This window comes from Bradyrhizobium sp. SZCCHNS1022 (genome assembly GCF_032484835.1).
In the GTDB taxonomy this organism is placed as follows: Bacteria; Pseudomonadota; Alphaproteobacteria; order Rhizobiales; family Xanthobacteraceae; genus Bradyrhizobium.
This window is the reverse complement of the sequence record NZ_JAUETT010000001.1, coordinates 504086-528977: the sequence shown is the minus strand read 5'-3', so window position 1 is coordinate 528977 and position 24892 is coordinate 504086. Positions and strand designations below refer to the sequence as shown.

General features: G+C 65.3%; 20 protein-coding genes. 7 read left to right on the top strand and 13 right to left on the bottom strand.

Annotated features, from left to right (window positions below; all coding sequences use genetic code 11):
• The first annotated feature begins 44 nt into the window (after positions 1–44).
• Entirely contained in the window at positions 45–470 is a 426-nt protein-coding gene (locus tag QX071_RS02345) for a DUF1330 domain-containing protein (RefSeq protein ID WP_315702462.1), read from the top strand.
• A gap of 796 nt (positions 471–1266) precedes the next feature.
• Here the strand turns inward: QX071_RS02345 and QX071_RS02340 are convergent.
• The 5 genes from QX071_RS02340 to QX071_RS02320 all read right to left on the bottom strand — a co-directional run bounded on the left by QX071_RS02340 (position 1267) and on the right by QX071_RS02320 (position 6085).
• Positions 1267–1779, bottom strand: a complete 513-nt coding sequence (locus QX071_RS02340) for a GNAT family protein (RefSeq protein ID WP_315702463.1) — start codon at positions 1777–1779, stop codon at positions 1267–1269.
• A 362-nt stretch (positions 1780–2141) separates the two neighbouring features.
• Positions 2142–3038, bottom strand: coding sequence for a TauD/TfdA dioxygenase family protein (locus tag QX071_RS02335; protein WP_315702464.1), 897 nt, complete (start codon positions 3036–3038; stop codon positions 2142–2144).
• A gap of 235 nt (positions 3039–3273) precedes the next feature.
• The gene (gene ispG, locus QX071_RS02330) at positions 3274–4563 is read right to left on the bottom strand and encodes a flavodoxin-dependent (E)-4-hydroxy-3-methylbut-2-enyl-diphosphate synthase (RefSeq protein ID WP_315702465.1); all 1290 of its coding nucleotides are present in this window, start codon (positions 4561–4563) and stop codon (positions 3274–3276) included.
• 13 nt (positions 4564–4576) lie between these two features.
• Positions 4577–5527, bottom strand: coding sequence for a DMT family transporter (locus QX071_RS02325; RefSeq protein ID WP_315702466.1), 951 nt, complete (start codon positions 5525–5527; stop codon positions 4577–4579).
• 66 nt (positions 5528–5593) lie between these two features.
• The gene (locus QX071_RS02320; protein ID WP_315702467.1) at positions 5594–6085 is read right to left on the bottom strand and encodes a Fur family transcriptional regulator; all 492 of its coding nucleotides are present in this window, start codon (positions 6083–6085) and stop codon (positions 5594–5596) included.
• Positions 6086–6264: 179 nt separating this feature from the next.
• Here QX071_RS02320 and QX071_RS02315 point away from each other — a divergent pair, with 179 nt between their 5' ends.
• Genes QX071_RS02315 through QX071_RS02305 form a run of 3 tightly spaced genes read left to right on the top strand, consistent with a single transcriptional unit; the run spans position 6265 to position 9448 of the window.
• Positions 6265–6744 (top strand): MarR family transcriptional regulator, encoded by a 480-nt coding sequence (locus QX071_RS02315; protein WP_315702468.1) that lies wholly within the window; start codon positions 6265–6267, stop codon positions 6742–6744.
• Positions 6737–7885, top strand: coding sequence for an HlyD family secretion protein (locus QX071_RS02310; protein ID WP_315702469.1), 1149 nt, complete (start codon positions 6737–6739; stop codon positions 7883–7885). The genes QX071_RS02315 and QX071_RS02310 overlap by 8 nt, the downstream gene beginning before the upstream one ends.
• 3 nt (positions 7886–7888) lie before the next feature.
• Entirely contained in the window at positions 7889–9448 is a 1560-nt protein-coding gene (locus QX071_RS02305; protein WP_315702470.1) for a DHA2 family efflux MFS transporter permease subunit, read from the top strand.
• A 210-nt stretch (positions 9449–9658) separates the two neighbouring features.
• Here QX071_RS02305 and QX071_RS02300 read toward each other — a convergent pair whose 3' ends face one another.
• Together QX071_RS02300 and pcaF are read right to left on the bottom strand one after the other, a co-directional pair.
• Positions 9659–10552 (bottom strand): dioxygenase, encoded by an 894-nt coding sequence (locus QX071_RS02300; protein ID WP_315702471.1) that lies wholly within the window; start codon positions 10550–10552, stop codon positions 9659–9661.
• A 131-nt stretch (positions 10553–10683) separates the two neighbouring features.
• Positions 10684–11892 carry a 3-oxoadipyl-CoA thiolase gene (gene pcaF / locus QX071_RS02295; RefSeq protein ID WP_315702472.1) on the bottom strand — a complete coding sequence of 403 codons (1209 nt, stop codon included), beginning with the start codon at positions 11890–11892 and terminating at the stop codon, positions 10684–10686.
• Positions 11893–12250: 358 nt separating this feature from the next.
• Here pcaF and mutS point away from each other — a divergent pair, with 358 nt between their 5' ends.
• On the top strand, positions 12251–14986 hold the full coding sequence (gene mutS, locus QX071_RS02290) for a DNA mismatch repair protein MutS (RefSeq protein ID WP_315702473.1): 2736 nt from the start codon (positions 12251–12253) through the stop codon (positions 14984–14986).
• A 275-nt stretch (positions 14987–15261) separates the two neighbouring features.
• On the opposite strand, the gene QX071_RS02285 is transcribed toward mutS, so the two are convergent.
• The 5 genes from QX071_RS02285 to QX071_RS02265 form a co-directional block, all read right to left on the bottom strand.
• On the bottom strand, positions 15262–16101 hold the full coding sequence (locus QX071_RS02285) for a hypothetical protein (RefSeq protein WP_315702474.1): 840 nt from the start codon (positions 16099–16101) through the stop codon (positions 15262–15264).
• A 214-nt stretch (positions 16102–16315) separates the two neighbouring features.
• Entirely contained in the window at positions 16316–16825 is a 510-nt protein-coding gene (locus tag QX071_RS02280) for an OsmC family protein (RefSeq protein ID WP_315702475.1), read from the bottom strand.
• Positions 16826–16881: 56 nt separating this feature from the next.
• Positions 16882–17667, bottom strand: a complete 786-nt coding sequence (locus QX071_RS02275) for an ABC transporter ATP-binding protein (protein WP_315702476.1) — start codon at positions 17665–17667, stop codon at positions 16882–16884.
• On the bottom strand, positions 17667–18518 hold the full coding sequence (locus QX071_RS02270; RefSeq protein ID WP_315702477.1) for an ABC transporter permease: 852 nt from the start codon (positions 18516–18518) through the stop codon (positions 17667–17669). Before QX071_RS02270 ends, QX071_RS02275 begins: the two co-directional genes overlap by 1 nt.
• A gap of 223 nt (positions 18519–18741) precedes the next feature.
• Complete coding sequence (locus QX071_RS02265) at positions 18742–19713, bottom strand: aliphatic sulfonate ABC transporter substrate-binding protein (protein WP_315702478.1); 972 nt, start codon at positions 19711–19713, stop codon at positions 18742–18744.
• 194 nt (positions 19714–19907) lie between these two features.
• Here QX071_RS02265 and QX071_RS02260 point away from each other — a divergent pair, with 194 nt between their 5' ends.
• Complete coding sequence (locus QX071_RS02260) at positions 19908–22703, top strand: [protein-PII] uridylyltransferase (protein WP_315702479.1); 2796 nt, start codon at positions 19908–19910, stop codon at positions 22701–22703.
• 174 nt (positions 22704–22877) lie between these two features.
• Here QX071_RS02260 and QX071_RS02255 read toward each other — a convergent pair whose 3' ends face one another.
• A complete protein-coding gene (locus QX071_RS02255) occupies positions 22878–23417 on the bottom strand; it encodes a methylated-DNA--[protein]-cysteine S-methyltransferase (RefSeq protein WP_315702480.1) in 540 nt (179 codons plus the stop codon).
• A gap of 225 nt (positions 23418–23642) precedes the next feature.
• Here QX071_RS02255 and QX071_RS02250 point away from each other — a divergent pair, with 225 nt between their 5' ends.
• On the top strand, positions 23643–24878 hold the full coding sequence (locus QX071_RS02250) for an ABC transporter substrate-binding protein (protein WP_316171795.1): 1236 nt from the start codon (positions 23643–23645) through the stop codon (positions 24876–24878).
• Positions 24879–24892: the final 14 nt, after the last annotated feature.

The window sequence follows — 24892 nt, the reverse complement described above, 5'->3', positions numbered from 1 at the left end:
ACGCGCTGTTATGGTTAAGGCAAAGTTAACGAGAGGAAACGCGCATGGGATACGTCGATCCGACCAAGGAGGTTTTTGCCGAATTTCGTGCGCGCGACCGCGCAGGTCCGATCCACATGCTGAACCTGGTGCGGCTGCGCAAGGAGGCGGCCTATCCTGACGGCCGCAAGGCGAGCGGCGCGGAAGCCTATGCCGCCTATGGCCGCGAGAGCGGGCCGGTGTTCAAGCGGCTCGGCGGTCGCATCGTCTGGCAAGGCAAGTTCGAACTGATGCTGATCGGACCGCGCGAGGAATATTGGGATCATTGCTTCATTGCCGAGTATCCCTCCGTCGCCGCCTTCGTCGAGATGATCCGCGATCCCGTCTATCGCGAGGCCGTGAAGCATCGCCAGGCCGCGGTGGAGGACTCGCGCCTGATCCGTCATGCCGTGCTGCCGATCGGGGAGAATTTTGGCGAGATTCCGGAGTAGGTCTGGCAGCTGACGATCCGACGCTCGCGCCAAATCCTCAGTCGTCATCCCCGCGAAAGCGGGGATCCATAACCACACGCCGTTGTTGTTGCGAACGATGGTCCGGCAACTCGCCGACAACGGACGTCTCTGGAATATGGGTCCCGGCTTCCGCCCTCGCTCTGCCAGCTGCGGCGGACAGGCAAGGCCGGGATGGCAGTGGAACGCGGGGTGCAAGCTCATCACCATCCTCAAACGTCAAGCGGACATGGGTGTATGCATCCGCATTCCCGCGACGCAATCGCGCCCGAGTCTTGCTGCAGCGTGGCTCCCTTAACTAATAGAGGGAGCAGGGAAGGCCGGGCATCGACTGATACCCGCGGCCCCCGTGCGTGAAGAAGTGCACGGGGCAGGAACCACAGGCTCAGCCGGATCGCTCCGGCCTTCCCTGCGCGAGTGGTTTACGGCTTATACGCGCTCTCCCCGGGGACCGGCGTTCTTGCCCCCGTCATCCGTGCGCTCGTCGAGCGACGCGAACTTGGCCTCAGCACCGGGAGGCCAGGACCACGCGATTTCACCGTCCGCGATACATCGTTCGTCCGTGAACTGACAAGTTCACTGCGACATGTCGCGTCCATCGCATCTGCGGCCCAACGCTCGTGACGATCGCGTAGCGCCCCTCTCATCGGGCCGAGACGCGAAGAATCTGCCGGTGATTTGCCCGACACGACAAGCGCACACGGCTGCGGCAAAGTAACACGACGGGCAATTTGCGCATGACGCGTATGCTGGGCGCGCCGTGCCCGCTAGCTCTGCTTCAGCGTTCGATCACCCAGCGCGTCACCGCCTGGTGGTAGTTCAGATAGCCGGGCACCGTCTTGTAGGTCTTGAGATATTTGAAGCCGGCTTTCTGCAGCGTGCGGTTCGGGCCGACATTGTAGGCGTTCGGCTCGCAGAACAGCTGCTTGAGACTGAACGTGCGGAAATAGATGTCGACGCTGCGGCGAACGCATTCGGCGCCGATGCCTTGTTGCCGCAGCTCAGGCTCGGTGACATGCAGGTGCATGTTGGCGCGGCTGCCGTATACAATCTTGTCACAGCTGGAGAAGCCGATCGGCTTGCCGTCGCGCCGCCACAGGACCAGAAGGCTTGCGCGCTCGGGGAGCGGCTGCGCATAGAGCTCCTTGAAGCGGCCGGCCCAAACGGCCCGGCTCGGCAGCCGGGTCGGATCGACGCCCATCAGCTCCAGATGTTCTGGCGTGGAAGAGTGGAAGTAGTCGATGACGATGCCGATCTCGTCGAGCGTCATCTCTCGGACGTCGAGGTTCATTGCTTTTGACTCCGGTCGCGGACTCTTTCATCGTTCATTGTGCCGTCATTGCGAGCGATAGCGAAGCAATCCAGATCTCGAGGTCGGCTCTGGATTGCTTCGTCGCCTCCGGCTCCTCGCAATGACGTGTCCAGTTTGAGCTGTCGGGTTGGCGAAGCGAAGCGCGTCCACCGGGATCATCCTTGAAAGCGGTGGGCGCGGCGCTTTGCGCCTTTGCCCACCCTACAACTCGCTCAATCCGTCATCACCCGCGAAAGCGGGTGATCCAGTATTTCGAGACGGCGGATGATGAAGGAGAGGTCTCGGCGTGCTGGATCGCCCGGTCGAGCCGGGCGATGACGGCTGGAATAGCAGGCTTGCCCTCACACCGGCCGCTCGCCCTTGATGGTGACGCGCGTGCCTGAACGCGTGTGCGGCCAGTAGTCCCACATCGCGCGGTGCTGGGTGCAGCGGTTGTCCCAGAATGCGATCGCGTTCTCGGTCCAACGGAAGCGGCACTGGAACAGCGGGTTCTCCGCGTGCTGGTAGAGATAGGCGAGAATGGCATCGCTCTCGTCGCGGGGAATGCCGATGATGTGGCGGGTGAAACCGCGGTTGACGTAGAGCGCCTTCTTGCCGGTCACCGGATGGGTGCGCACGATCGGATGCTCCGCGCTCGGATAGGCCGGCCGGTCGGCGACGCCGTAGTTGGCGTAGAGCCCCCGATAGACGCTCTCGCCGTCATGGAAGGCGGTCAGCCCGTCGAGATAGGATTTCATGCGATCCGACAGCGCCTCATAGGCGGCGTACATCGAGGCGAACAGCGTGTCGCCGCCTGCGGGCGGGCATTGCCGGATGTGGAGGATCGAGCCCATCGGCGGCTCGACGTCGCAGGACACGTCGGAGTGCCAGCCCTCGCCATTGGCGCGCGGTGAATCCTTGTCGGCGTAGATGCGCATCAGGGCCGGATCGCTGCCGTCATGCGGCGCTGCCGGATGGATATGCAGCTCGCCGAATTTGCGGCCAAAGGCGAGATGTTGTTCAGGCGTGATGTGCTGATCGCGGAAGAAGATGACGAGGTGCTCGGCGAGCGCGCGATGGATCTCGTCCATCTGGCGGTTGTTGTACGAGCCGTCGGAGACCAGCTGGCCAATATCAATGCCTGAAATCTCTGCGCCGATGATCGGCGTCAGCTTGTCGACGGAGATGGTCTCATAGGGGGCAGTCTCGTCCGCAGCATGTTTGTAGCGCGGCCCCTGCAGGCTTGCGAGCGAGCTCATCCGCGTTCTCCCTCGATCGTGGATTGAGGGCATGGTAGCGCGGGGAAAAGGGAGTGCAATGGCGCTGCAGTCAACGCCGTCGTCCCGGCCTTGAGACGGGACCCATAGCCACCGCAGGTTCTGGTTGCGCGAGATGGAATGGCAGACCGGCCGATCACGACGGCTGCGGAGTCTGGGTCCCCGCGTTCGCGGGGACGACACCGATATTTGAGCGACGCTACCGATATTGGAGCGGCTACTCCGCCGCCGTCACCGTCTCCGGCTGCTTGGCGCCGTTGCCGTAGCGCTGGTCGATATAGTCGATCACCAGGGCCTTGAAGTCGGCGGCGATGGTCGGGCCGCGCAAGGTGCGGAATTTCTTGCCGTCGACGAACACCGGAGCGGCCGGCGCTTCGCCGGTGCCGGGCAGCGAGATGCCGATATTGGCGTGCTTGGATTCGCCGGGGCCGTTGACGATGCAGCCCATCACCGCGACGTTGAGTTCTTCCACGCCGGGATATTTGCTCTTCCAGGCCGGCATCTCGTCGCGGATGAAATCCTGGATCGAGCGCGCCAGCTCCTGGAACACGGTCGAGGTGGTGCGGCCGCAGCCGGGGCAGGCCGCCACCAGCGGCACGAAGGTGCGGAAGCCCATGGTCTGCAGCAGCTCCTGCGCGACCTGCACTTCGAGGGTGCGGTCGCCGCCGGGCTCCGGCGTCAGCGAGATGCGGATGGTGTCGCCGATGCCCTGCTGCAGGAGGATGCCGAGCGCGGCCGAGGAGGCGACGATGCCCTTGGAGCCCATGCCGGCCTCGGTGAGGCCGAGATGGATGGCGTAATCCGAACGCGCGGCGAGATCCTGGTAGACCGCGATCAGGTCCTGCACGGCCGAGACCTTGGCCGACAGGATGATGCGGTTCTTCGGCATGCCGAGCTCCTGCGCCCGCGCGGCGGAGAGCAAGGCCGACTGCACCATGGCCTCGCGCGTCACCGCGCGGGTGTCGCGCGGGGCGGCGGACGCCGCATTCTCGTCCATCAGCTTGGAGAGCAGCTCCTGGTCGAGCGAGCCCCAATTGGCGCCGATGCGGACCGGCTTGTCGTTCTTGTTGGCGATCTCGATGATCGAGGAGAACTGGGTGTCGCGCTTGTCCTTGAAGCCGACATTGCCGGGATTGATGCGGTATTTGGCCAGCGCTTCGGCGCAGGCCGGATATTCGGTCAGCAGTTTGTGGCCGATGTAATGGAAGTCGCCGATCAAGGGCGTGGTGATGCCGCGCTTGTCCAGGGCCTCGCGGATGTGCGGGACGGCGGCGGCGGCCTCCTCGCGGTCCACGGTGATGCGGACCATCTCGGACCCGGCGCGCGCCAGCGCTGCGACCTGGGCCACCGTGCTCTCGACATCGGCAGTGTCGGTGTTGGTCATCGACTGCACCACGATCGGCGCGCCGCCGCCGACGGCGACGTTGCCGACCATGACTTGGGTGGTCTGGTGCCGGGGAGCGGGGCCGGCGATGTCGTTCTGAGGCAGAATTTCGGGCTTGTTCATGAGGCCTCGGATATCAGGTTTTGGTGACATTCAGCAATGGATCAGTCGGCGCCGCAGCGACGCGATTGGGCCGGTTGACCAGAAAAAGCCCTGCAATCACAAGCAGGGCGGCGGCGCCAAAAGCCAGCGTCAGGGCGTCATGCAGGATGAAATAGCTGGCGACGACCCCGAATAAAGGGGTGATGAAGGTAAATGCCGACAATTTGCTGGCGGAATAGGTCTTCACCAGCGCAAACCACAGGGTGAAGGTGGTTCCGACCACCCAGATCGACTGGTAGGCCATCAAGGACAGCACGAAGGCGCTAGGAACCTGCGCCATCCGCTCGCCCGAGAGTAGAGCCGCCGCTCCCAGGATCGGGATCGACATCGTCACCTGGTATGCCAGCGCCTTCTCGGGCGGGGCCAAGCGCAGCCTGGTGCCCTTGGCCAGCACGGTAGTCGCGCCCCACAAGAGCCCGCCGCCCACCACCATGAGATCGCCGAGCAGCACGCTGCGGTCGACATTGGCCTGCGGAATGCCGATCGCCAGCGCCACCCCGGCGAAGCTGAGCGCAAGGCCCATCCATTGGGTCGTGCCGAGGCGTTCACCGAGGAAGCGGTAGGAGCCGAGCGCGACGAAGAAGGGCGCGGTGTAGAGGAACACCACCGCGCGCGAGGCCGAGGTCAGCAGCAGGCCGCCATAGATCAGGACGAACTCGATGCCGAACATGGTGCCGGCGACGAGACCTGCGATCAGCGTGCCGTCGCGCTCGAACATCCTGACCCCGCGCACCCATGCAAACAGCAGCAGCACCGGCAAGGCGCCGGCCGAGCGCAAGGTCGCCTGCAGCATCGGCGGAATCTCCGGCAGCGCCAGCTTCACCGCGATCTGATTGAAGGCCCAGGACAGGCAGAGCACGACGATGACGGCAATGGCACCCGGACCCAGTGGCCGGGCCGCCGACGAAAGTTGCTTCGAGGACATTTTGCTCCCGCTTAGACGTTCTTCTTCTTGTTCTTGGTCTTCTCGTTGGTCCGGCCGCTATCCACGTCACGCCACCTGCTGGCAATGCGCGCAGATGCCGGTGATCTCCACGACCGAGAGCTTTGGCGCGAAGCCGGAGGCTGAGGCGGCAGTCTTCAGGCTCTCGGCGATCGGCGCCGCCGGGACCTCGCCGACCGCGCCGCAGTGCTCGCAGATCAGGAAGGCGACCAGCGCGGCGTTGTCGTGATCCTGCGCGCAAGCGAGATAGGCATTGCGGCTTTCGATCCGGTGCACGAGCCCGTTGGCCATCAGGAACTCGAGCGCCCGATAGATCGTGATCGGTGCCGGACGGGCCGCCGCCTTGGCGAGTTCCTCGATGATCTCGTAAGCCCCGAGCGGCCGATGGCTTGCGAGCAGCGCCTGCAGCACCTGGCGGCGGAGCGGGGTGAATTTCTGGCTACGCTGCGCGCAGACGCGCTCGGCATGATCGAGCGCATCCGCGGCACAGCGGCCGTGATCATGGTCGGGCGCGGGGAAGGTGGGTTTGGCGAGCGTCATCGGCGTCAATCTAGCATCTTCCGGCCGCGGCGGACAAAGCTCGCCGCAGACGAGCCATGCAAGCCATTCGCATGAGCTTGCGCAACTTGGCCATGGAAAATTCATAAGCTTGCTTATAATATTCGAAGCTTATTGGAGCCAAGCTTGGCTTCATTCCCAAAGTTCCCGATTGGACGGATATGGCCCGCGATCCCGTGGACGTGAACTTCCTGTTTACCCTGGGCGAGCTGCAGCGCCTGGTGCGCGTCTATGCCGACAAGGAGGCGGCGCGTTTCGGCATGACCCGCGCGCAATGGGCGGTGCTGGCCAGGGTCGAGCGCAACGAGGGCATGAAGCAGTCGGAACTGGCCGAGCAGATGGAGATGCAGCCGATCACGCTGACGCGGCTGATCGACAAGCTGGCCGATGCCGGTTTGATCGAACGCCGCGGCGACGACAGCGACCGCCGCGTCAACCGGCTCTATCTGAAGAAGGCGGCTCGCCCATTGCTGGCCGAGCTCGCCGAGCTCAAAGCGGAACTGACCGCGACGGCCCTGGCGGGCTTCGGCCCGGCCGATGCGCAACGGCTGATGACCCAACTCGAAGCCATCAAAGAAAATGTGAGAAACGCCCTGCAGTCGCTGTGCGACGAGCAGCGAAAGGAGCAGCATTATGGCTGAACCCGCCTTGAAAATTGCCGCCGAACAGAAGGCCAGCCCCGACCGCACGGCCGCCGCCGCGGCGGCGCCGAAAGGCGGCCTGGTCAGGCGTTATCGCCGCACAGTGCTGCTCGTGGTGTTGCCGATCCTCGCCGCGATCGGCGGCGTTGCCCTCTACCTGCAAGGCGGCCGTTACGTCACCACCGACGACGCCTATGTCGGCGCGCAGAAGGTGCTGATCACGCCCGACATCTCCGGCAAGATCGTCAAGATCGTCGTCAAGGAAGGGCAGCAGGTCAAAAAGGGCGACGAGCTGTTCGAGATGGACCCCGAGCCCTATCGGCTCGCGGTCGACCAGGCCAAGGCCGCCTTGGAGCAGGCTCGCACCACGCACGACAACCTGGTCGCCAACATCAAGATCTATCAGCAGATGGCCGACCTGATGCAGCAGACCATTGATCTGAAGCAGAAGGATGTCGATCGCAAATCGACCCTGGCCAGGAGCAGCTTCGGCTCGCAGCTCGATCTCGACAATGCATCGTCGGCCCTGGTCACGGCACGGGCGGAATACGCCTTCGTCCTGCAGCAAATGTCCAGCGCCAAGACCCAGCTACTGGGCAATGTCGATCTCCCGATCGCGGAATTTCCGCCCTACTATCAGGCCGAGGCCGCACTCGGCATCGCCCAGCGCAATCTCGACCACACCGTGATGCGGGCGCCGATCGACGGCATCGCGACCCAGGTCGACCAGATCCAACTCGGCCGCTTCCTGCCCGCCGGCACGCCGGTGTTCTCGGTGATCGATGTCGCCAATCCCTGGGTCGATGCCAATCCGAAGGAAAGCGATTTCACCCATGTCGCGGTCGGCCAGCCGGTCGAGCTCGACGTCGATGCCTTCCCGAACCACGCCTTCAAGGGCTATATCGGCTCGCTGTCGCCCGGCACCGGGGCGCAATTCGCGATCCTGCCGCCGCAGAACGCGACCGGCAATTTCGTCAAGGTCGTGCAGCGCGTGCCCGTGCGGATCTACTTCGGCAAGAACGACAAGTATGTCGCGAAGCTGAAGGCCGGCATGAGCGTCAACGTCTCGATCGATACCGGCCATCAGCGTTCGCTGGCGGCGCTGTTCGGCACGGCGCATGCCTCGGAGCAGGAGGAGTAGGCGATGAACGCGCCTGCGCCTTCACCCTCCGCGGTCCCCGGCTTCCGCCGCAACATGGTGACGATCTGCGCCATGACGGCGACGATCATGCAGGCGCTCGACACCACGATCGCCAACGTGGCGCTGCCCTATATGCAAGGCACGCTGTCGGCCTCGCAGGACCAGATCAACTGGGTGCTGACCTCCTACATCGTGGCGGCGGCGATCATGACCGCGCCGGTCGGCTGGATCGCCAACCGTTTCGGCCGCAAGCGCACCTTCATTGTCTGCTCGGCCGGCTTCACCGTCGCGTCCGTGCTGTGCGGGCTGGCGCAGGACATCAACCAGATGGTGCTGTTCCGCCTGCTGCAGGGCGTGTTCGGCGCCTCGCTGGTGCCGCTGTCGCAGGCCGTGCTGCTCGATTCCTACGCGCTGCACGAGCGGGCGAAGGCGATGTCGATCTGGGGCATGGGCGTCATGATGGGCCCGATCATGGGCCCCTCGCTCGGCGCCTGGCTGACCGAGACCTATTCCTGGCACTGGGTGTTCTTCGTCAACCTGCCGTTCGGCCTCGTCACCGTGCTCGGGCTGATGGCGTTCATGGACGAGACCCGGCCGAATACCGAGCTGACCTTCGACTGGTTCGGCTTCTTTGCGCTCGCGGTCGGCATCGGCTCGCTGCAGATCGCGCTCGACCGCGGCGAGGATCAAGGCTGGCTCGAATCGAACGAGATCATCGCCGAGTTCATCGTCGCCGCCATCGGCTTCTATTACTTCCTGGCGCATTCGCTGACCACGAGGCGGCCGTTCATCCAGTTCGCTCTGTTCAAGGACAAGAATTTCGTCGGCGGCTGCGTGTTCATGACCGTGATGGGGCTGGTGCTGTTCTCCACCATGGCGCTGTCATCGCCGTACCTGCAGAACGTGATCGGCTATCCCATCATCACTGCCGGCGTGCTGCTTGCAAGCCGCGGCTGCGGCACCTTCGTCGCCATGATGATCGTGGGCCGGCTGCTCCGCTACATCGAGGCGCGCACCCTCATCGTGGTGGGGCTTGGGCTCACCGCGCTGTCGCTGTTCCAGATGACGGCGTGGACCGACCAGACCGGCGTTCCCGAGATCATCACCATCAGCATCATGCAGGGCTTCGGCTTCGGGCTGGTCTTCGTGCCGCTGTCGACGGTGGCGTTCATGACCCTGCCGGGGCAATTGCGCACCGACGGCACCTCGATGCTGACGCTGGTGCGCAACGTCGCGAGCTCGATCGGCATCTCGATCGCGATCGCCCAGCTCACGGAAGGCACCCGCCGCAATCACGCGATCCTCGTCGAGCACATCAACCCGTTCAACCAGGCCCTGCAGATGCCGAACGTCTCCAGAATGATCGATCTTTCGACCGATGCCGGCCGGGCGATGGCGGACGCGATGGTCACCGTGCAGGCGCAGATCCTCGCCTTCTCGCATGACTACCAGCTGGTGATGGTGTTCATCCTGGCCTCGATCCCGCTCGCGATCATGATCGGCTCGACCCGGACGGCGCTGCGCGCCCAGGCCGCGCCGGCGGATCATGCGGTGATGGAATAGGAGCTGCCCGGCGGTAGCGAAAAGGTGACTGAAACGTGATGGCTTTTCGACCAAACATCGTCACGTTTCGGGCTATGCAAGACCAAGCCGGCGGCTCCGCGTATGAGTTGCGCGCGGAGGCAACATCTCATGGACGCCCCGCCATGATGTGCCGGATGGGGGCGGCGGTTCCTCCAGCGCCGCCCCCAGTCCGGCGGGCTTCTCCGGCAATTACTTGATCGGTGCGCGCGGCAGCGCCGTCTCGCCGGCTTCCATCCGATAGAGGTGATCGAGCGAATACCAGGGCGCGACCACATCGCGCGCGGTCGGGTGCGGCTCGTCGTGGCGGATGAAATCGCCGAGCAGCGCTTTCGTCACGCCGAACTGGACGTCGCTGTCGATATGCGGATCGCTGGGGTCGTAGACCTGCGAGATCAGGACCTTGAAGCCCTGCTTGACGATCAGCGCATGCAGATGCGCGGGACGATAGGGATGGCGCCCCTGTGCCGCGAGCAGGCGGCCGACCACGCCGTCCGTCGGGATCGGATAGCCCACCATCATCACCGAGCGAAACCAGAAGCGGCCGTCGGCATCGGTGGTGAACTTGCCGCGCAGGTTCATGTCGGCCTGCTCGGGATCCTGGTTCTCATAGAGGCCGACCGGCGAGGCGTGCCAGACATCGACTTCGGCGCCTGCTACCGGCGCGCCGTCCGGATCAACCACGCGGCCCCTGACGAACAGTGACGGGCCGGGCGTTTCCGAGCGCACGATCGAACCGCCGTTCTCGACGCGGGGTGAATTCAAGCGCCAGAACGGGCCGAGCAGGGACTGCGAGGTCTCGGTGTTGCCGTTGTCGCCATTGTTCAAAAGGCACACCAGCGAGGAGACGCCGAGCGAGCCGGCCATCAGCACCACCTCGTTGTGGGTGTCGTTGGTGCGCTGGCCGAGCTCGGCGATGATGGCGGCGGCCTCGCGGAATTCTGCCTCGGTCAACCGAACGTCGCGAATGAATCCATGCAGGTGCGTGATCAGCGATAGCATGATCTCGCGCAGCCGCGGATTTGTCGTTCGCTCCATCACGGCCAGCACCGCCGGCGTGACGTCCTGCTCGCGGGAGATGGTCATGGCTGTCCCTCCGTCATTCCGGGGCGACGCGTCAGCGTCGAGCCCGGAATCTCGATGTTGTTGGACTCATCTCCAGATTCCGGGTTCAGCCCTGCGGGCTGCCCCGGAATGACGAAGCGCAGGACGCGTCCTCAATTCAGCTTCTCGATCGCCAGCGCCACGCCCTGGCCGACGCCGACGCACATGGTGGCGAGCGCGCGCTTGCCGCCGCGCTTTTCCAGGCCGTGTGCGGCGGTGAGCGCGAGCCGCGCGCCGCTCATGCCGAGCGGATGCCCCAGCGCGATCGCGCCGCCATGCGGATTGACGAAATCGGCATCGTCGGCGACGCCGAGCTGGCGCAGGCAGGCGATGCCCTGGCTCGCGAAGGCCTCGTTCAATTCGATCAGGTCGAAATCGGTGATCTTGAGACCGAGCCGCTCCATCAACTTGCGCGTGGCCGGCACCGGTCCGATGCCCATGATGCGCGGCGGCACCGCGGCCGACGCCAGCCCCAGCACTTTCGCCCGCGGCGTCAGGCCGTGCTTCTTTACGGCAGCCTCGGAAGCGAGGATCATCGCGGCGGCGCCGTCGTTGACGCCGGAGGCATTGCCTGCCGTCACCGTGCCGGGATTGCGCACGATCGGCCTCAGCTTGGCGAGGCCCTCGAGCGTGGTTTCGGGACGCGGATGCTCATCCTTGTCGACGATGACGGGGCCGGCCTTGCCGCCGGGCACCGTGACCGGCGTGATCTCTTCCGCGAAGTAACCCGCGGCGATCGCCTTGCCGGCGCGCTGCTGTGAGCGGATCGCGAACGCATCCTGGTCGGCGCGCGAGACCTGGAATTCCTCGGCGACATTCTCGCCGGTCTCGGGCATCGAATCGACGCCATATTGCTGCTTCATCAGCGGATTGATGAAGCGCCAGCCGATGGTGGTGTCGAAGATCTCGGCCGAGCGCGAGAAGGCTTCCGCCGCCTTGCCCATCACGAAGGGGGCGCGCGTCATCGATTCAACGCCGCCGGCAATGGCAAGATCGATCTCGCCGGCGCGGATCGCGCGGCCCGCGGCACCGACCGCGTCGAGCCCCGAGGCGCAGAGCCGGTTGAGCGTCTGGCCCGGAACTGAATCGGGCAGGCCTGCAAGCAGCAGCGCCATGCGCGCCACGTTGCGGTTGTCCTCGCCGGCCTGGTTGGCGCAGCCGAAGAACACTTCATCGACCGCGGACCAGTCGAGATTCGGATGTTTCGCGATCAGCGCCTTGATCGGCGTGGCGGCGAGATCGTCGGTGCGCACCTTGGCGAGCGATCCGCCGAAGCGGCCGATCGGCGTCCGCACCGCATCGCAAATATAGACGTCTCGCATCGCTCTCTCCCTGGATTTTCGGATGTTCTGATCGGATGTTGATGGCGGTTTTAGGAGTGCGCCGCAGGCAGGTCAAATGACGGCGACGCGGGGTGGTATGCGGGAGACTGAAGTATGGTCGCTCTCTCGTCGTGATCGGTGCGCCCCTCCCCCGCTTGCGGGGGAGGGTTGGGGTGGGGGCAAACCCCACGGCAGGTGCAAACGGAAGCACTTCGCCCACCCGCATCGCATCTTCGATGCGATGCGACCTCCCCCGCAAGCGGGAGAGGCAGAGTTCAGCTTGCACCGGGCGTGGAAAACCGGGACAGCGGCCGCAAAGCGGTAGGAGCGTGCCGGCAATTTGGGTAATTTCCGCGCCATGACGATCCAGCAGCCCATCTCCGCGCCTGACATGCCCGACACGACGCCCGCGCAAGATGCGCCGGCCAAGCTCACGCCGATGATGGAGCAATATCTGGAGATCAAGGCGGCCCATCCGGGACTCTTGCTGTTCTACCGGATGGGCGATTTCTACGAACTGTTCTTCGAGGACGCCGAAGTCGCCTCGAAGGCGCTCGGCATCGTCCTGACCAAGCGCGGCAAGCACCAGGGCGTCGACATCCCGATGTGCGGCGTGCCGGTCGAACGCTCGGAAGATTATCTGCACCGGCTGATCGCGCAAGGCATCCGGGTCGCAGTCTGCGAGCAGATGGAAGATCCGGCGGCGGCGCGCGCCCGCGGCAACAAGAGCGTGGTCAAGCGCGGCGTGGTTCGCGTCGTGACGCCGGGCACGTTGACCGAAGACAACCTGCTCGATGCACGTGCCAACAACTACCTGCTCGCGATTGCACGCGCCCGCGGCTCCTCCAGCGGCGATCGCCTCGGGCTCGCCTGGATCGACATCTCGACCTCCGAATTCGTGGTCGCCGAATGCGCGTTCGCCGAACTCGCTGCGACGCTCGCCCGCATCAATCCGAACGAGGTGATCGTCAGCGATGCGCTCTATTCGGACCATGCATTCGAGCCGATCCTGCGCGAACTCGCCGCGGTCACGCCATTGACGCGCGACGTGTTCGACGGCGCCACCGCGGAGCGGCGGCTGTGCGATTACTTCGCCGTCGCCACCATGGACGGGCTCGCCGCGCTGTCGCGGCTGGAAGCGACCGCAGCGGCCGCTGCTGTCACCTATGTCGATCGCACCCAGGTGGGCAAGCGTCCGCCGCTGTCGCCGCCCTCGCGCGAGGCGACCGGCAGCACGATGGCGATCGATCCGGCCACCCGCGCCAATCTGGAATTGACGCGCACGCTCGGCGGCGAACGCCGCGGCTCGCTGCTCGACGCGATCGACTGCACCGTCACCTCGGCCGGCTCGCGACTGTTGGCGCAGCGGCTGGCGGCGCCGCTGACCGATGATCGGCAGATCGCGCGGCGCCTCGATGCGGTCGCGGCGTTCGTGGCCGACAGCCCCGCCCGCGAGGACATCAGGAGCATCCTGCGCGGCGCCCCCGACATGTCGCGCGCGCTGGCGCGGCTCTCGGTCGGCCGCGGCGGCCCGCGCGACCTCGCTGCGATCCGCGATGGCATTCTCGCCGCGGATCAGGCCCTGGCGCGCCTGTCCGAACTCGACCAGCCTCCGCAGGAGATCGCTTCGGTGATGGCGGCGCTCGGCCGGCCGTCGCGTGAGCTGGCGGCCGAATTTGCCCGCGCGCTCGATGAGCAGCTGCCGCTGATCAAGCGCGATGGCGGCTTCGTCCGCGCCGCCTACGAGCCGGCGCTCGACGAAGCGCGCAATCTGCGCGACGCCTCGCGGCTCGTCGTCGCCTCGATGCAGGCGCGCTATGCCGACCAGACCGGCGTGAAGGCTTTGAAGATCCGGCACAACAACGTGCTCGGCTATTTCGTCGAGGTCACCGCCCAGCATGGTGACAAGCTGATGGCCGCGCCGTTGAACGCGACCTTCATTCATCGCCAGACATTGGCGGGCCAAGTGCGCTTCACGACCTCGGAGCTCGGCGAGATCGAAGCCAAGATCGCCAATGCCGGTGAGCGCGCGCTCAACCTCGAGCTTGAGATCTTCGACCGGCTCTGTGCTGTCGCGCTCGCCGCCGGCGACGATCTGCGCGCCGCCGCGCACGGCTTTGCCATGCTCGACGTCGCGACGTCGCTGGCCAAGCTCGCGGTCGATGACAATTATGTGCGGCCCGACGTCGATGGTTCGCTCGGCTTTGCCATCGAAGGCGGCCGGCATCCGGTGGTCGAGCAGGCATTGAAGCGCGACGGCCAGCCCTTCATCGCCAATTCCTGCGACCTGTCGCCGACGCCGGGCCATCACAGCGGTCAGCTCTGGCTGCTCACCGGTCCGAACATGGCCGGCAAATCCACCTTCCTGCGCCAGAATGCGCTGATCGCGCTGCTGGCGCAGATCGGTTCGTTCGTGCCGGCCTCGCGCGCCCGCATCGGCATCGTCGACCGGCTGTTCTCGCGGGTCGGCGCCGCCGATGATCTGGCGCGCGGGCGGTCCACCTTCATGGTCGAGATGGTGGAGACCGCCGTCATCCTCAACCAGGCCGGCGAGCGGGCGCTGGTGATTTTGGATGAGATCGGACGCGGCACCGCGACCTTCGACGGACTCTCGATCGCCTGGGCCGCGATCGAACATCTGCACGAGACCAATCGCTGCCGCACGCTGTTCGCCACGCATTACCACGAGCTGACGGCGCTCTCCGCCAAGCTGCCGCGGCTGTTCAACGCCACGGTGCGGGTCAAGGAATGGCAGGGCAACGTGGTGTTCCTGCACGAGGTGCTGCCGGGCTCGGCCGACCGCTCCTACGGCATCCAAGTGGCCAAGCTCGCCGGCCTTCCGCCAGCGGTGATCAACCGCGCCAAATCCGTGTTGGCGAAGTTAGAGGCGCAAGACCGCGGCCAGAGTGCGCGTGCTCTGGTCGATGACCTGCCGCTGTTCGCGGTGCCGTCGCGCGCGGCCGTGGAGCCTGCGATGTCGAAGGAGGCGGAAGAGCTGATCGGCGCGGTGAAGGCGCTGAATCCGGACGAGATGACGCCGCGCGAGGCCATGGACGCGCTCTACGCGCTGAAGGCGAAGCTCGGAAAATCGTAGTCACTGTCATTGCGAGGCGCATTTGCGCCGAAGCAATCCAGCAACGGACTATCCCCGATTGGCCTCTGGATTGCTTCGCTTCGCTCGCAATGACGGCGGAGAGACTTTCTTTCTCCCACACACCACAGTGCCGTAGGGTGGGCAAAGGCGCGAAGCGTCGTGCCCACCACCTCCATCGCAGGATGCGCGTCGGTGGGCACGCTTCGCTTTGCCCACCCTACGAACCGACGCCGTCATTGCGAGGCGCATTTGCGCCGAAGCAATCCAGTAACGGACTATCCCCGATCGGCTCCTGGATTGCTTCGCTTCGCTCGCAATGACAGCGGAGAAGCCCTTCGCCGCCCGATCCACCACAGGCCGAGATTCCATCCCACGCAGGTCGCGAGCGCGAGGCTCAGGCCGGCCGGCGCGCCGAGATGCAGGACGCCCAGATGCAGCACCGCGACCGCGATGCCGAAGCCGATCAGGCCGTAGGCGCCGTTGGCAATCACGGCCGCAGTCGCGGGGCCGCCGATGCGCGGCTGCAGGATCAGCATCATCGAGGTGAAGACGATCGGAAACAGCGCGAGGATGCCTGACACACTTGGACCAGCCCAGCCCGAGACCGATGTAACCGTAGCGACAAGCGCGGCGACCAGCGAGGCGCGCAGCGGCACGTCGTACCAGCGGCGGGTGATCAGCGGCATCTTGGCGTGACGGTAGCGCTCAAGCAGCGGCAGGCAGATCGCGAACGTCACGGCGTTTGCGATCAGGCCGCCGAGCAGCGACCACTGCACGCTGCGGACCAGCGCTGCGAGGAAGAGCCAGACCGCCACCGCGCAAGCCGTGCTGATGACCACACCGCGGCGCTGGGCCAGCACCGCGTAGATCAGGCTGAGAAAGATGGTGGCGGCATTGACCGGCAGGCTGGTGAGCGCGCCTTGCGCGATGAAGGCGGCGTCATGATCGAGCGCGAGGAAGACGTAGGTGGGGCCGGCCGAGATCGGCAAGGTCGCCACCAGCGCGCCGATCACGGGCCCGGTGCGCTCCGCGATCATCGAGGCCGTCACCACGAAGGCGGCCGCAATGACCATGCGCAGGCCGAGGAGGAGGATGAAGGAAAGGTCGGGGGACATCAGCTCATTCGGTGCGGGCAGTAGTCTCCCTCCCCCGCTTGCGGGGGAGGGCTGGGGTGGGGGATGGCCCGAGCCGAAACATTCGCGCCGTGTGGAGAGACTTCCCCCACCCGCCTCGCATCTTCGATGCAAGGCGACCTCCCCCGCAGGCGGGGGAGGCGCAGACCGAGCGAGCATTGCCCGCTGCAATCATCCGCGGCATGGCAAAGCGAGATCACACCCGCTTCAGGCTCACCGAGACTTTCGGTCCGTTCTTGATGGTCTGATAGACCACGCAATAGCGTTCGGTCAGCTTGAGCAGCAGATCGAGCTTGTCTTGCGGCGCATCGGTATCGACCTCGAAGCGCAGGCGAATCTCCTGGAAGCCGACCGGCGCCTCCTTGTCGACGCCCAGCGTGCCGCGGAAATCGAGATCGCCCTCGGCGATCACCTGTCCGCTCTTGAGCGGCACCTCGATCGCGGTGGCGACCGATTTCAGCGTCACGCCGGCGCAGGCGACCAGCGCCTCCAGCAGCATGTCGCCGGAGCAGAGCTCGAGCCCGGAGCCGCCCGTTCCCGGATGCAGGCCGGCCACCGCCAATGCACGTCCGGTCTCGACCTTGCAGGTCAACCCCTCGTCGCCGACCGAGCCCTTGGCCTTCAGCGTGATGATGGCAGCGGCGGGATCCGACTTGTAGCGTTCCTTGATCGGCGCCTGCAGCGCGCGCAGCTCGGCAGCATCCATCGTCGCTCTCTCCCGGATTTCTTACGGTTGAGGTGTACCGGGACCGGCCGCCGATGTCACCACCACATCGCCGCGCTGGCGTCACGGCTGTTCTGCCGGTCGGGCATCGTTCGATCGAGCGAGCGGTCGAGGCTCGCCAGCACATGGCGCTTGAACTGGTCGAACAGCGGCGCATTGCGGTCGCGCGGTCGCGACAGATTGATCGTGATCTCCTCGAACAGCCGTCCCGGATGCGGCCGCATCACCAGCACGCGGTCCGCCAGCACCACCGCCTCTTCGACGTCGTGGGTGACCAGCACGAGAGTCGGGCGCGTATCCGCCCACAGGTCGAGCAGGTGATCCTGCAGGTCCTTGCGGGTGAAGGCGTCGAGCGCGGAGAACGGCTCGTCGAGCAGCAGCACTTCGGGCTGCGGCACCAGCGCCCGCGCAATCGCCGCCCGCTGGGCCTGGCCGCCGGAGAGTTCGCGCGGCCACGCTCTGGCCTTGTCGGCAAGGCCGACCCGCGCGAGCGCCCGCGCCACGCGCTCGCGGCGCGCGGCAGGCGGCAGCTCGGACAGGCCGAAGCCGATATTGTCGGCGACGGACAGCCACGGCAGCAGCCGCGGCTCCTGAAAGACGATGCCGATCTTGGGGTGCGGCGCGGCGATCGCCTCGCCATCGAGCGTGACCGTGCCGCGGCTGGCCGGATCGAGGCCGGCGATGGCGCGGAGCAGCGTGGACTTGCCGCAGCCGGAGCCGCCGATAATGGCGACGATCTCGCCGAGATTGATCTCGGCCGAGAATCGCTCCAGCGCGTGGACGCCGTTCGGATAGACCTTGCCGAGGGATTGCAGCGACAGCATCAGTTTGCTCCGCCATGACGCGCGAAATTGTCCTGCCAGTGCAACAGCGGCGCGGTCGCCAGCTCGAGCAGCCAGTCGGTAGTCTTGCCGATGATGGCGAAGATGACGATCGCAGCCACGATCTGCGCGGGCTTGCCGAGCTGCTGGCCGTCGATCAGGAGATAGCCGAGCCCCTCGGAGGCGCCCATGAACTCGGCGGCGACCACGAACATCCAGCCCAGCCCCAGTCCGACCCGCAGCGCCACGACATAGGCGGGCAGCACGGCTGGCAGCAAGACGCGGCGGATCATCGAGAGGCCCGACAGGCGGAAGATGCGGCCGACCTCGACGATCTTGCGATCGACCGAGAGGATCGCGCCCATCAGGCCGAGATAGACCGGGAAGAAGACGCCGACCGCGATCAGCGCCACTTTCGAGGTCTCGAAAATGCCGAGCCAGAGGATGAACAGCGGCACCCAGGCGATCGACGGGATCGCGCGCAATGCCTGAACGGTGGGATCGATCAGCCGCCGCGCCAATCCCCAATAGCCGCAGATGCCTCCCATCACCGTGCCGGCGGCGACGCCGAGGCCGAAGCCGAGCCCGACGCGCGCGAGGGTGGCCGTGATGTGGCGCATCAGCTCGCCAGAACGTGCAAGCTCGATGAGCGTGGTGATGATGCGGGACGGCGGCGGCACCAGCCGTCCGGTGGACCAGCCGAGCCAAACGATGAGCTCCCAGCCGGCGGCGAGCGCGACTGGGAGCAGGAGGCCTTGCAGCGGCCGCGCGAGACGCGAGAGCCGCGGCGCGGCTTGCGTGGGCATTGCTTGTTCGATTGGCGCGGCGGCCTGCAATTCGGCGGTCATGGACATCCGTAAGAAGGGCCTCAAGCAAATTACAAAATGATGGCCGCGCTACAAACTCGGTGTCGTCCCGGCCTTGAGTCGGGACCCATACGCCGCGGCGTTTGTTGCGAGACGAGATGTCGCTCCGGCGTGCCTCGCAACAAGCATTCGGGAGTATGGGTCCCGGATCGGCGCCCGCCAACGCTGGCGCGTTGTCGGGCTTGTCCGGGACGACACCGATTTTGTTGTCTCAGTTGGTCGGCAGCGGCACCTGATCGTCGATCAGCGCATCCAGCGATGCCTTCACATCCACCTTGGCATCGATCACGCCGGCCTGTTGCAGCGCCTGGCCCGCGGCCAGGATCGACTCGCGCTGGGGTGCGCCGATGCGGCTATGGGTCAGTTCGGTGCGCTCCTTGAGCTGTTTGTCGACCACCGGTTCCGGCAGCCTGGTGACGGCGATGAAGGTCTTCTTCAGATCGTCATAGTTGCCGAGCGCATCCTTGCGCGCCTCTTCATAGGTGGCGAGTACGCGGCGGACGATGTCGGGATAATCCTTCAGGAACTGCTCGCGCACATTGAGGATGCCCCAGGTGTTGGCGCCCGCGTTGCGGTAGAACAGCCTGGCGCCGTCTTCGACCTCGGCCTGCGCCATCATCGGATCGAGCCCGGCCCAGGCATCGACGTCGCCACGGAGCAGTGCCGTCTTGCCGTCGGCGTGCTGCAGCAGAACGGGCGTGATGTCTTTCTCGGACAGTCCCGCGCCGAGCAGCGCGCGCACCAGGAAGATGTGCGGATCGGTGCCGCGCGTCACAGCGACACGCTTGCCCTTCAGATCCGCAATGCTGGCGATCTTGGAGTCCTTGGTCGTGACCAGCGCGGTCCACTCGGGGCGCGAATAGACATAGATCGACTTGATGGGGTTGCCGTTGATCCTGGCGACCAGCGCGGCCGAGCCCGCGGTCGAGCCGAAATCGAGCGAGCCGGCATTGAGGAACTCGAGCGCCTTGTTCGAGCCCGCCGATTGCACCCAGACGATGCCGATGCCGTCCTTGGCGAACTCCTTTTCGAGCAGGCCCTTCTGCTTCAGGACCAGCGACACCGGATTGTAGGTTGCCCAGTCGATCCGGATTTCCTTGAGCGGCTCGGCCGCCGAGGCGATGCCGCCGCACAAGAACACCGCTGCCATGGCGGCGAAAGCCCGCCTCGATATTCCGTCCATCCCCGTTCCTCCCTGCTCATTAAAATACTCTCTTATTTCAATTAGTTAGATGGCGCGTCAACGAGAATTACCTTTCCCCAGCGGAGCTATTCCCAGCACGAACATCATGCGCCGATGGCGCGCGACAGCATGGATCGTTTGTTGCATAGAATGTGTCGTGACAGCACAGGCTGTGTTCGATATCCGGATGGTTCATGGACAGCATCGCGACAGATCACAAACTCAAGGCCGATCCGGATTTCGATAGCGCCACCATCGCTGCGGCGGTCGAGGCGCTCGCCGCGCAGCATTCCGGCCGCGAGGATATGTTCCGCTCGGCGGTGGCGCAGCTCCTCAAGGCCGAGCTGGTCAAGGCGCGTGCGGCCGCCCAGGCGCAGCTGTTGAAGGATCGTCATGGCCGGCGCTGCGCCGAGCGGCTCTGCTTCGTGCAGGACGAGATCATCCGCATCCTCTATGCCGCCGCCACCGGGCACCTCTACCGTTCGGACGTGCCGAGCGGCGCCGAGCGCATGGCCGTGGTGGCGACCGGCGGCTATGGCCGCGGCCTGATGGCGCCGGAGTCGGACATCGACCTGCTGTTTATCCTTCCCTACAAGCAGACCGCCTGGGGCGAGCAGGTCGCCGAAGCCATCCTCTATTGCCTCTGGGACATGGGGTTGAAGGTCGGCCATGCGACGCGCTCGGTCGACGAATCGATCCGCCAGGCGCGTGGCGACATGACCATCCGCACCGCGATCCTGGAGACGCGTTATCTCGCCGGCGACCGTCCGCTCTATGACGAACTCGTCGAGCGCTTCGACAAGGAGGTCGTGCAGGGCACCGCGGCCGAATTCGTCACCGCAAAACTGGCCGAGCGCGAGGAACGTCATCGCCGCGCCGGCCAGTCGCGCTACCTGGTCGAGCCCAACGTCAAGGACGGCAAGGGCGCCTTGCGCGACCTGCACACGCTGTTCTGGATCGCCAAATATGTCTACCGGGTGCGCGAGACCGGCGAGCTGCTGGAGCGCGGCGTGTTCGACGCGCACGAATTCCGCACCTTCCGCCGCTGCGCCGACTTCCTGTGGTCGGTCCGCTGCAACCTGCATTTCCTGAGCGGCCGGGCCGAGGAGCGGCTCTCCTTCGACCTGCAGCGCGAGATCGCCGTGCGGCTCGGCTACACCAGCCATCCCGGCATGCAGGACGTCGAGCGCTTCATGAAGCACTACTTCCTGGTGGCCAAGGAGGTCGGCAATCTCACCGCGATCCTGTGCGCCAAGCTGGAGGATCAGCAGGCCAAGCCGGCACCGGTGTTGAGCCGGGTGATCTCGCGGCTGACGACCGGCTCGACCTGGCGGCGCGTGCCGGAGAGCGACGATTTCATCGTCGACAACAACCGCATCAATCTCGCCGCTCCCGATGTTTTCAAGCACGATCCGGTCAACCTGATCCGCATCTTCCGTCTCGCGCAGAAGAACAACCTTGCCTTCCATCCGGATGCGATGCGCGCGGTGACGCGCTCGCTCAGCCTGATCGACACAGGCCAGCGCGAAAATCCGGAAGCCAACCGGCTATTCATGGAGATCCTGACTTCCAACGACGCCGAAGTGGTGCTGCGGCGGATGAACGAGACCGGCGTGCTCGGCCACTTCATCCGCTCTTTCGGCCGGATCGTCTCGATGATGCAGTTCAACATGTATCATCACTACACGGTCGACGAGCACCTGATCCGCTGTATCGGCTTCCTGCAGGAGATCGAGCGCGGCGGCAGCGACGAGTTCGCGCTCGCCTCCGATCTCATGCGCAAGATCCGGCCCGAGCACCGGTCGGTGCTCTACATCGCCGTGCTGCTGCACGACATCGCCAAGGGCCGGCCCGAGGATCACTCGATCGCCGGCGCCAAGGTCGCGCGGCGGCTGTGCCCGCGGCTCGGCTTCAGCAATGCCGATACCGAGCTCGTGGCGTGGCTGATCGAGGAGCACCTGACGATGTCCACGGTCGCGCAGTCGCGCGACCTCTCGGACCGCCGCACCATCGAGAACTTCGCCGCCGTGGTGCAGTCGGTCGAGCAGATGAAGCTCCTGACCATCCTGACCACCGCCGACATCCGCGGCGTCGGTCCGGGCGTCTGGAACGGCTGGAAGGCGCAGCTCCTGCGCACGCTCTATTACGAGACCGAGCCGGTGCTGACCGGCGGCTTCTCGGAGGTGAACCGCGCCAAGCGGATCGCCGCGGCGCAAGCCGAATTCCGCGCCGGCTTCACCGACTGGCCGGAGGCCGAGCTCAACGGCTATATCGCCCGCCACTATCCGGCCTACTGGCTCAAGGTCGAGCTGCCGCGCAAGATCCGCCACGCCCGCTTCGTGCGCGCGAGCGAAGAGGCCGGCCACAAGCTTGCGATCAATGTCGGCTTCGATCCGGCGCGCGGCGTCACGGAACTGACGATCTTCGCGATGGACCATCCCTGGCTGCTGTCGATCATCGCTGGCGCCTGTGCCTCGGCCGGCGCGAACATCGTCGACGCGCAGATCTACACCACGACCGACGGGCGCGCGCTCGACACCATCGCGATCTCCCGGGAATATGAGCGCGACGAGGACGAGGCGAGGCGCGCCACGCGGATCGGCGAGATGATCGAGCAGGTGCTGGAAGGCAAGCTGAAGCTGCCGGAAGCGGTGGCGCGGCGCGCGACCCGCGGCAAGCAGCACAAGGCATTCTCGGTCGAGCCGGAGGTGACCATCAACAATCAGTGGTCGGAGCTCTACACCGTGATCGAGGTCTCCGGTCTCGATCGTCCCGGACTGCTGTACGAGCTGACCACCGCGATCTCCAAGCTCAACCTCAACATCACCTCCGCTCACGTCGCGACCTTCGGCGAGCGCGCCCGCGACGTGTTCTATGTCACGGACCTGTTGGGCGCCCAGATCACCGCGCCGACCCGGCAGGCCGCGATCAAGAGCGCGCTCCTGCATCTGCTGTCGAGCGACGTAAGCGCCGCGCAGCCGGCGGCTTGAAGCGCACGTCTCGATTTTATCCGCTCGTCATTGCGAGCGCAGCGACTTGTCCGCCATAGCCCGAAGGGCGACGGCGGAAGCAATCCAGGGCGGCGCCGGAAGTCTGGATTGCTTCGTCGCTTCGCTCCTCGCAATGACGCTGTTTGTTTGTCATGTGTCGATTGGCAGAGGAGGCTAAACCTCCACGCCCTCATGGCGCAGCAGCCAGCGCTTGCGCGTCAAGCCGCCGCCATATTTCACCAGCGCGCCGTTCGCGCCGATCAGGCGGTGACAGGGCAGCACGACGCTGATCGGATTGGCGCCATTGGCGTGGCCGACCGCGCGCGTCGCCTTGGGCGCCTGCAATCGGGCCGCCAGCGCGCCATAGCTCATGGTTTGGCCCGCTGGAATGCCCGGCAATGCCGACCAGACCTTGCGCTGAAACTCCGTTCCGGCCACCCGCCATGCCACCTCGGCCAGCCGATCGAGATCGCCATTGAAATAGGCCGTCAGGGCCGCCTTGATCGCGGCAGGCGCCTGCCGCTCGTTCAGCATCACCACGCCATAATGCCGCCGAAGCAGATCCATCATGCGCGGTGCATGATCGTCCCAGTCGAGGGCGCGCAGCACGCCGTCGTCATCGGTGACCAGCAGCGCTATACCGATCGGCGTCGCCAGTCGGTCGAGGCGGAACACCGTGGCCGGCTTTTGCGCCGGACTAATGCGTTCGGGCATGTCCGTTTCACCGCTCTCGGTTGATCGATTCCGAAGCTCTATGGCCGCTCCGAGCGTAGGCGTCGACCCGAAATCCGCATCCGCGGGCCGGCCGCCTCGTCTTGCATGGCGCCTTGGCTTCCTCCACAATCCTGGCAGCGATGGCGTCCAAAACAATCAGACCATCGCGCAAAACATCCAGGAGGAACATTGCCCATGAGATATGGTATGACGACACATGGCACGATGCGATCTGGCATCGTCCGTCTTGCCGGGGCCGCCGCGCTTGCGGCCACGCTTTCGGTCACATCCGCCTACGCCCAGAAGAAATACGATCCCGGCGCGTCCGACACCGAGATCAAGGTCGGCCAGACCGTGCCGTTCTCGGGCCCTGCCTCGGCCTATGCCTCGATCGGCAAGACCCAGGCCGCTTATTTCAACATGATCAACGAACAGGGCGGCATCAACGGCCGCAAGATCAAGCTGGTCCAGTATGACGACGCCTATTCGCCGCCGAAGGCGGTCGAGCAGGTCCGCAAGCTGGTCGAGGACGACGAGGTGCTGCTGACCTTCCAGATCATCGGCACGCCGTCGAACGCCGCCGTGCAGAAATATCTCAACGCCAAAAAGGTGCCGCAGCTGTTCGCGGCCACTGGCGCGACGAGGTTTACCGATCCGAAGAACTTCCCCTGGACCATGGGTTTCAACCCCAACTACTTCACCGAGGGGCGCATCTACGGCCAGTACATTCTCAAGGAACATCCGAACGCCAAGATCGGCGTGCTCTATCAGAACGACGATCTCGGCAAGGACTATCTGAACGGCCTCAAGGCCGGGCTGGGCGACAAAGCGTCGAGCATGATCGTCGCCGAGGCGTCCTACGAGGTCTCCGATCCGACCATCGATTCGCAGATCCTGAAGATCAAGTCGGCCGGCGCCGATCTCGTGTTCTCGGCGGCGACGCCGAAGCAGGCGGCGCAGGCGATCAAGAAGATCGCCGAGCTCGACTGGAAACCGACTCACATCGTGGATATCAACGCTACCTCGGTCGGCGCCGTGATGAAGCCGGCGGGCCTGGAGGCGTCCAAGGGCGTCATCTCGGTCAACTACGGCAAGGACCCGCTGGACCCGCTGGACCCGACCTGGAAGGACGATCCCGGCATGAAGCGCTATTTCTCGTTCATGGCGAAGTACTATCCGGAAGGCGACAAGAACTCGAATTTCAATATCTATGGCTACTCGACCGCGGAGCTCCTGACCACGGTGCTGAAGATGTGCGGCGACAATCTGACCCGCGAGAACGTGATGAAGCAGGCCGCTTCGCTCAAGCACGTCACCGGCGATCTCGCGTTGCCGGGCATGGAGATCAACACGTCGCCGACCGACTATCGCGTCAACAAGCAGCTGCAGATGATGCGTTTCGACGGCGAGCGCTGGGAGCTGTTCGGCCCGGTCCTGGAGGACCATGGTGCGGCAGGCTGAGCTAGCAAAGGCGA

Coding starts and splice junctions, on each gene's coding strand:
- QX071_RS02270 (WP_315702477.1), bottom strand. CDS start 18,518: ATGTCCATGACCGCCGAATTGCAGGCCGCCGCGCCAATCGAACAAGCA.
- QX071_RS02345 (WP_315702462.1), top strand. CDS start 45: ATGGGATACGTCGATCCGACCAAGGAGGTTTTTGCCGAATTTCGTGCG.
- QX071_RS02340 (WP_315702463.1), bottom strand. CDS start 1,779: ATGAACCTCGACGTCCGAGAGATGACGCTCGACGAGATCGGCATCGTC.
- QX071_RS02250 (WP_316171795.1), top strand. CDS start 23,643: ATGCGATCTGGCATCGTCCGTCTTGCCGGGGCCGCCGCGCTTGCGGCC.
- QX071_RS02320 (WP_315702467.1), bottom strand. CDS start 6,085: ATGACGCTCGCCAAACCCACCTTCCCCGCGCCCGACCATGATCACGGC.
- pcaF (WP_315702472.1), bottom strand. CDS start 11,892: ATGCGAGACGTCTATATTTGCGATGCGGTGCGGACGCCGATCGGCCGC.
- QX071_RS02300 (WP_315702471.1), bottom strand. CDS start 10,552: ATGACCATCTCCCGCGAGCAGGACGTCACGCCGGCGGTGCTGGCCGTG.
- QX071_RS02255 (WP_315702480.1), bottom strand. CDS start 23,417: ATGCCCGAACGCATTAGTCCGGCGCAAAAGCCGGCCACGGTGTTCCGC.
- QX071_RS02335 (WP_315702464.1), bottom strand. CDS start 3,038: ATGAGCTCGCTCGCAAGCCTGCAGGGGCCGCGCTACAAACATGCTGCG.
- QX071_RS02325 (WP_315702466.1), bottom strand. CDS start 5,527: ATGTCCTCGAAGCAACTTTCGTCGGCGGCCCGGCCACTGGGTCCGGGT.
- QX071_RS02265 (WP_315702478.1), bottom strand. CDS start 19,713: ATGGACGGAATATCGAGGCGGGCTTTCGCCGCCATGGCAGCGGTGTTC.
- QX071_RS02280 (WP_315702475.1), bottom strand. CDS start 16,825: ATGGATGCTGCCGAGCTGCGCGCGCTGCAGGCGCCGATCAAGGAACGC.
- mutS (WP_315702473.1), top strand. CDS start 12,251: ATGACGATCCAGCAGCCCATCTCCGCGCCTGACATGCCCGACACGACG.
- QX071_RS02275 (WP_315702476.1), bottom strand. CDS start 17,667: ATGCTGTCGCTGCAATCCCTCGGCAAGGTCTATCCGAACGGCGTCCAC.
- QX071_RS02305 (WP_315702470.1), top strand. CDS start 7,889: ATGAACGCGCCTGCGCCTTCACCCTCCGCGGTCCCCGGCTTCCGCCGC.
- ispG (WP_315702465.1), bottom strand. CDS start 4,563: ATGAACAAGCCCGAAATTCTGCCTCAGAACGACATCGCCGGCCCCGCT.
- QX071_RS02260 (WP_315702479.1), top strand. CDS start 19,908: ATGGACAGCATCGCGACAGATCACAAACTCAAGGCCGATCCGGATTTC.
- QX071_RS02310 (WP_315702469.1), top strand. CDS start 6,737: ATGGCTGAACCCGCCTTGAAAATTGCCGCCGAACAGAAGGCCAGCCCC.
- QX071_RS02315 (WP_315702468.1), top strand. CDS start 6,265: ATGGCCCGCGATCCCGTGGACGTGAACTTCCTGTTTACCCTGGGCGAG.
- QX071_RS02285 (WP_315702474.1), bottom strand. CDS start 16,101: ATGTCCCCCGACCTTTCCTTCATCCTCCTCCTCGGCCTGCGCATGGTC.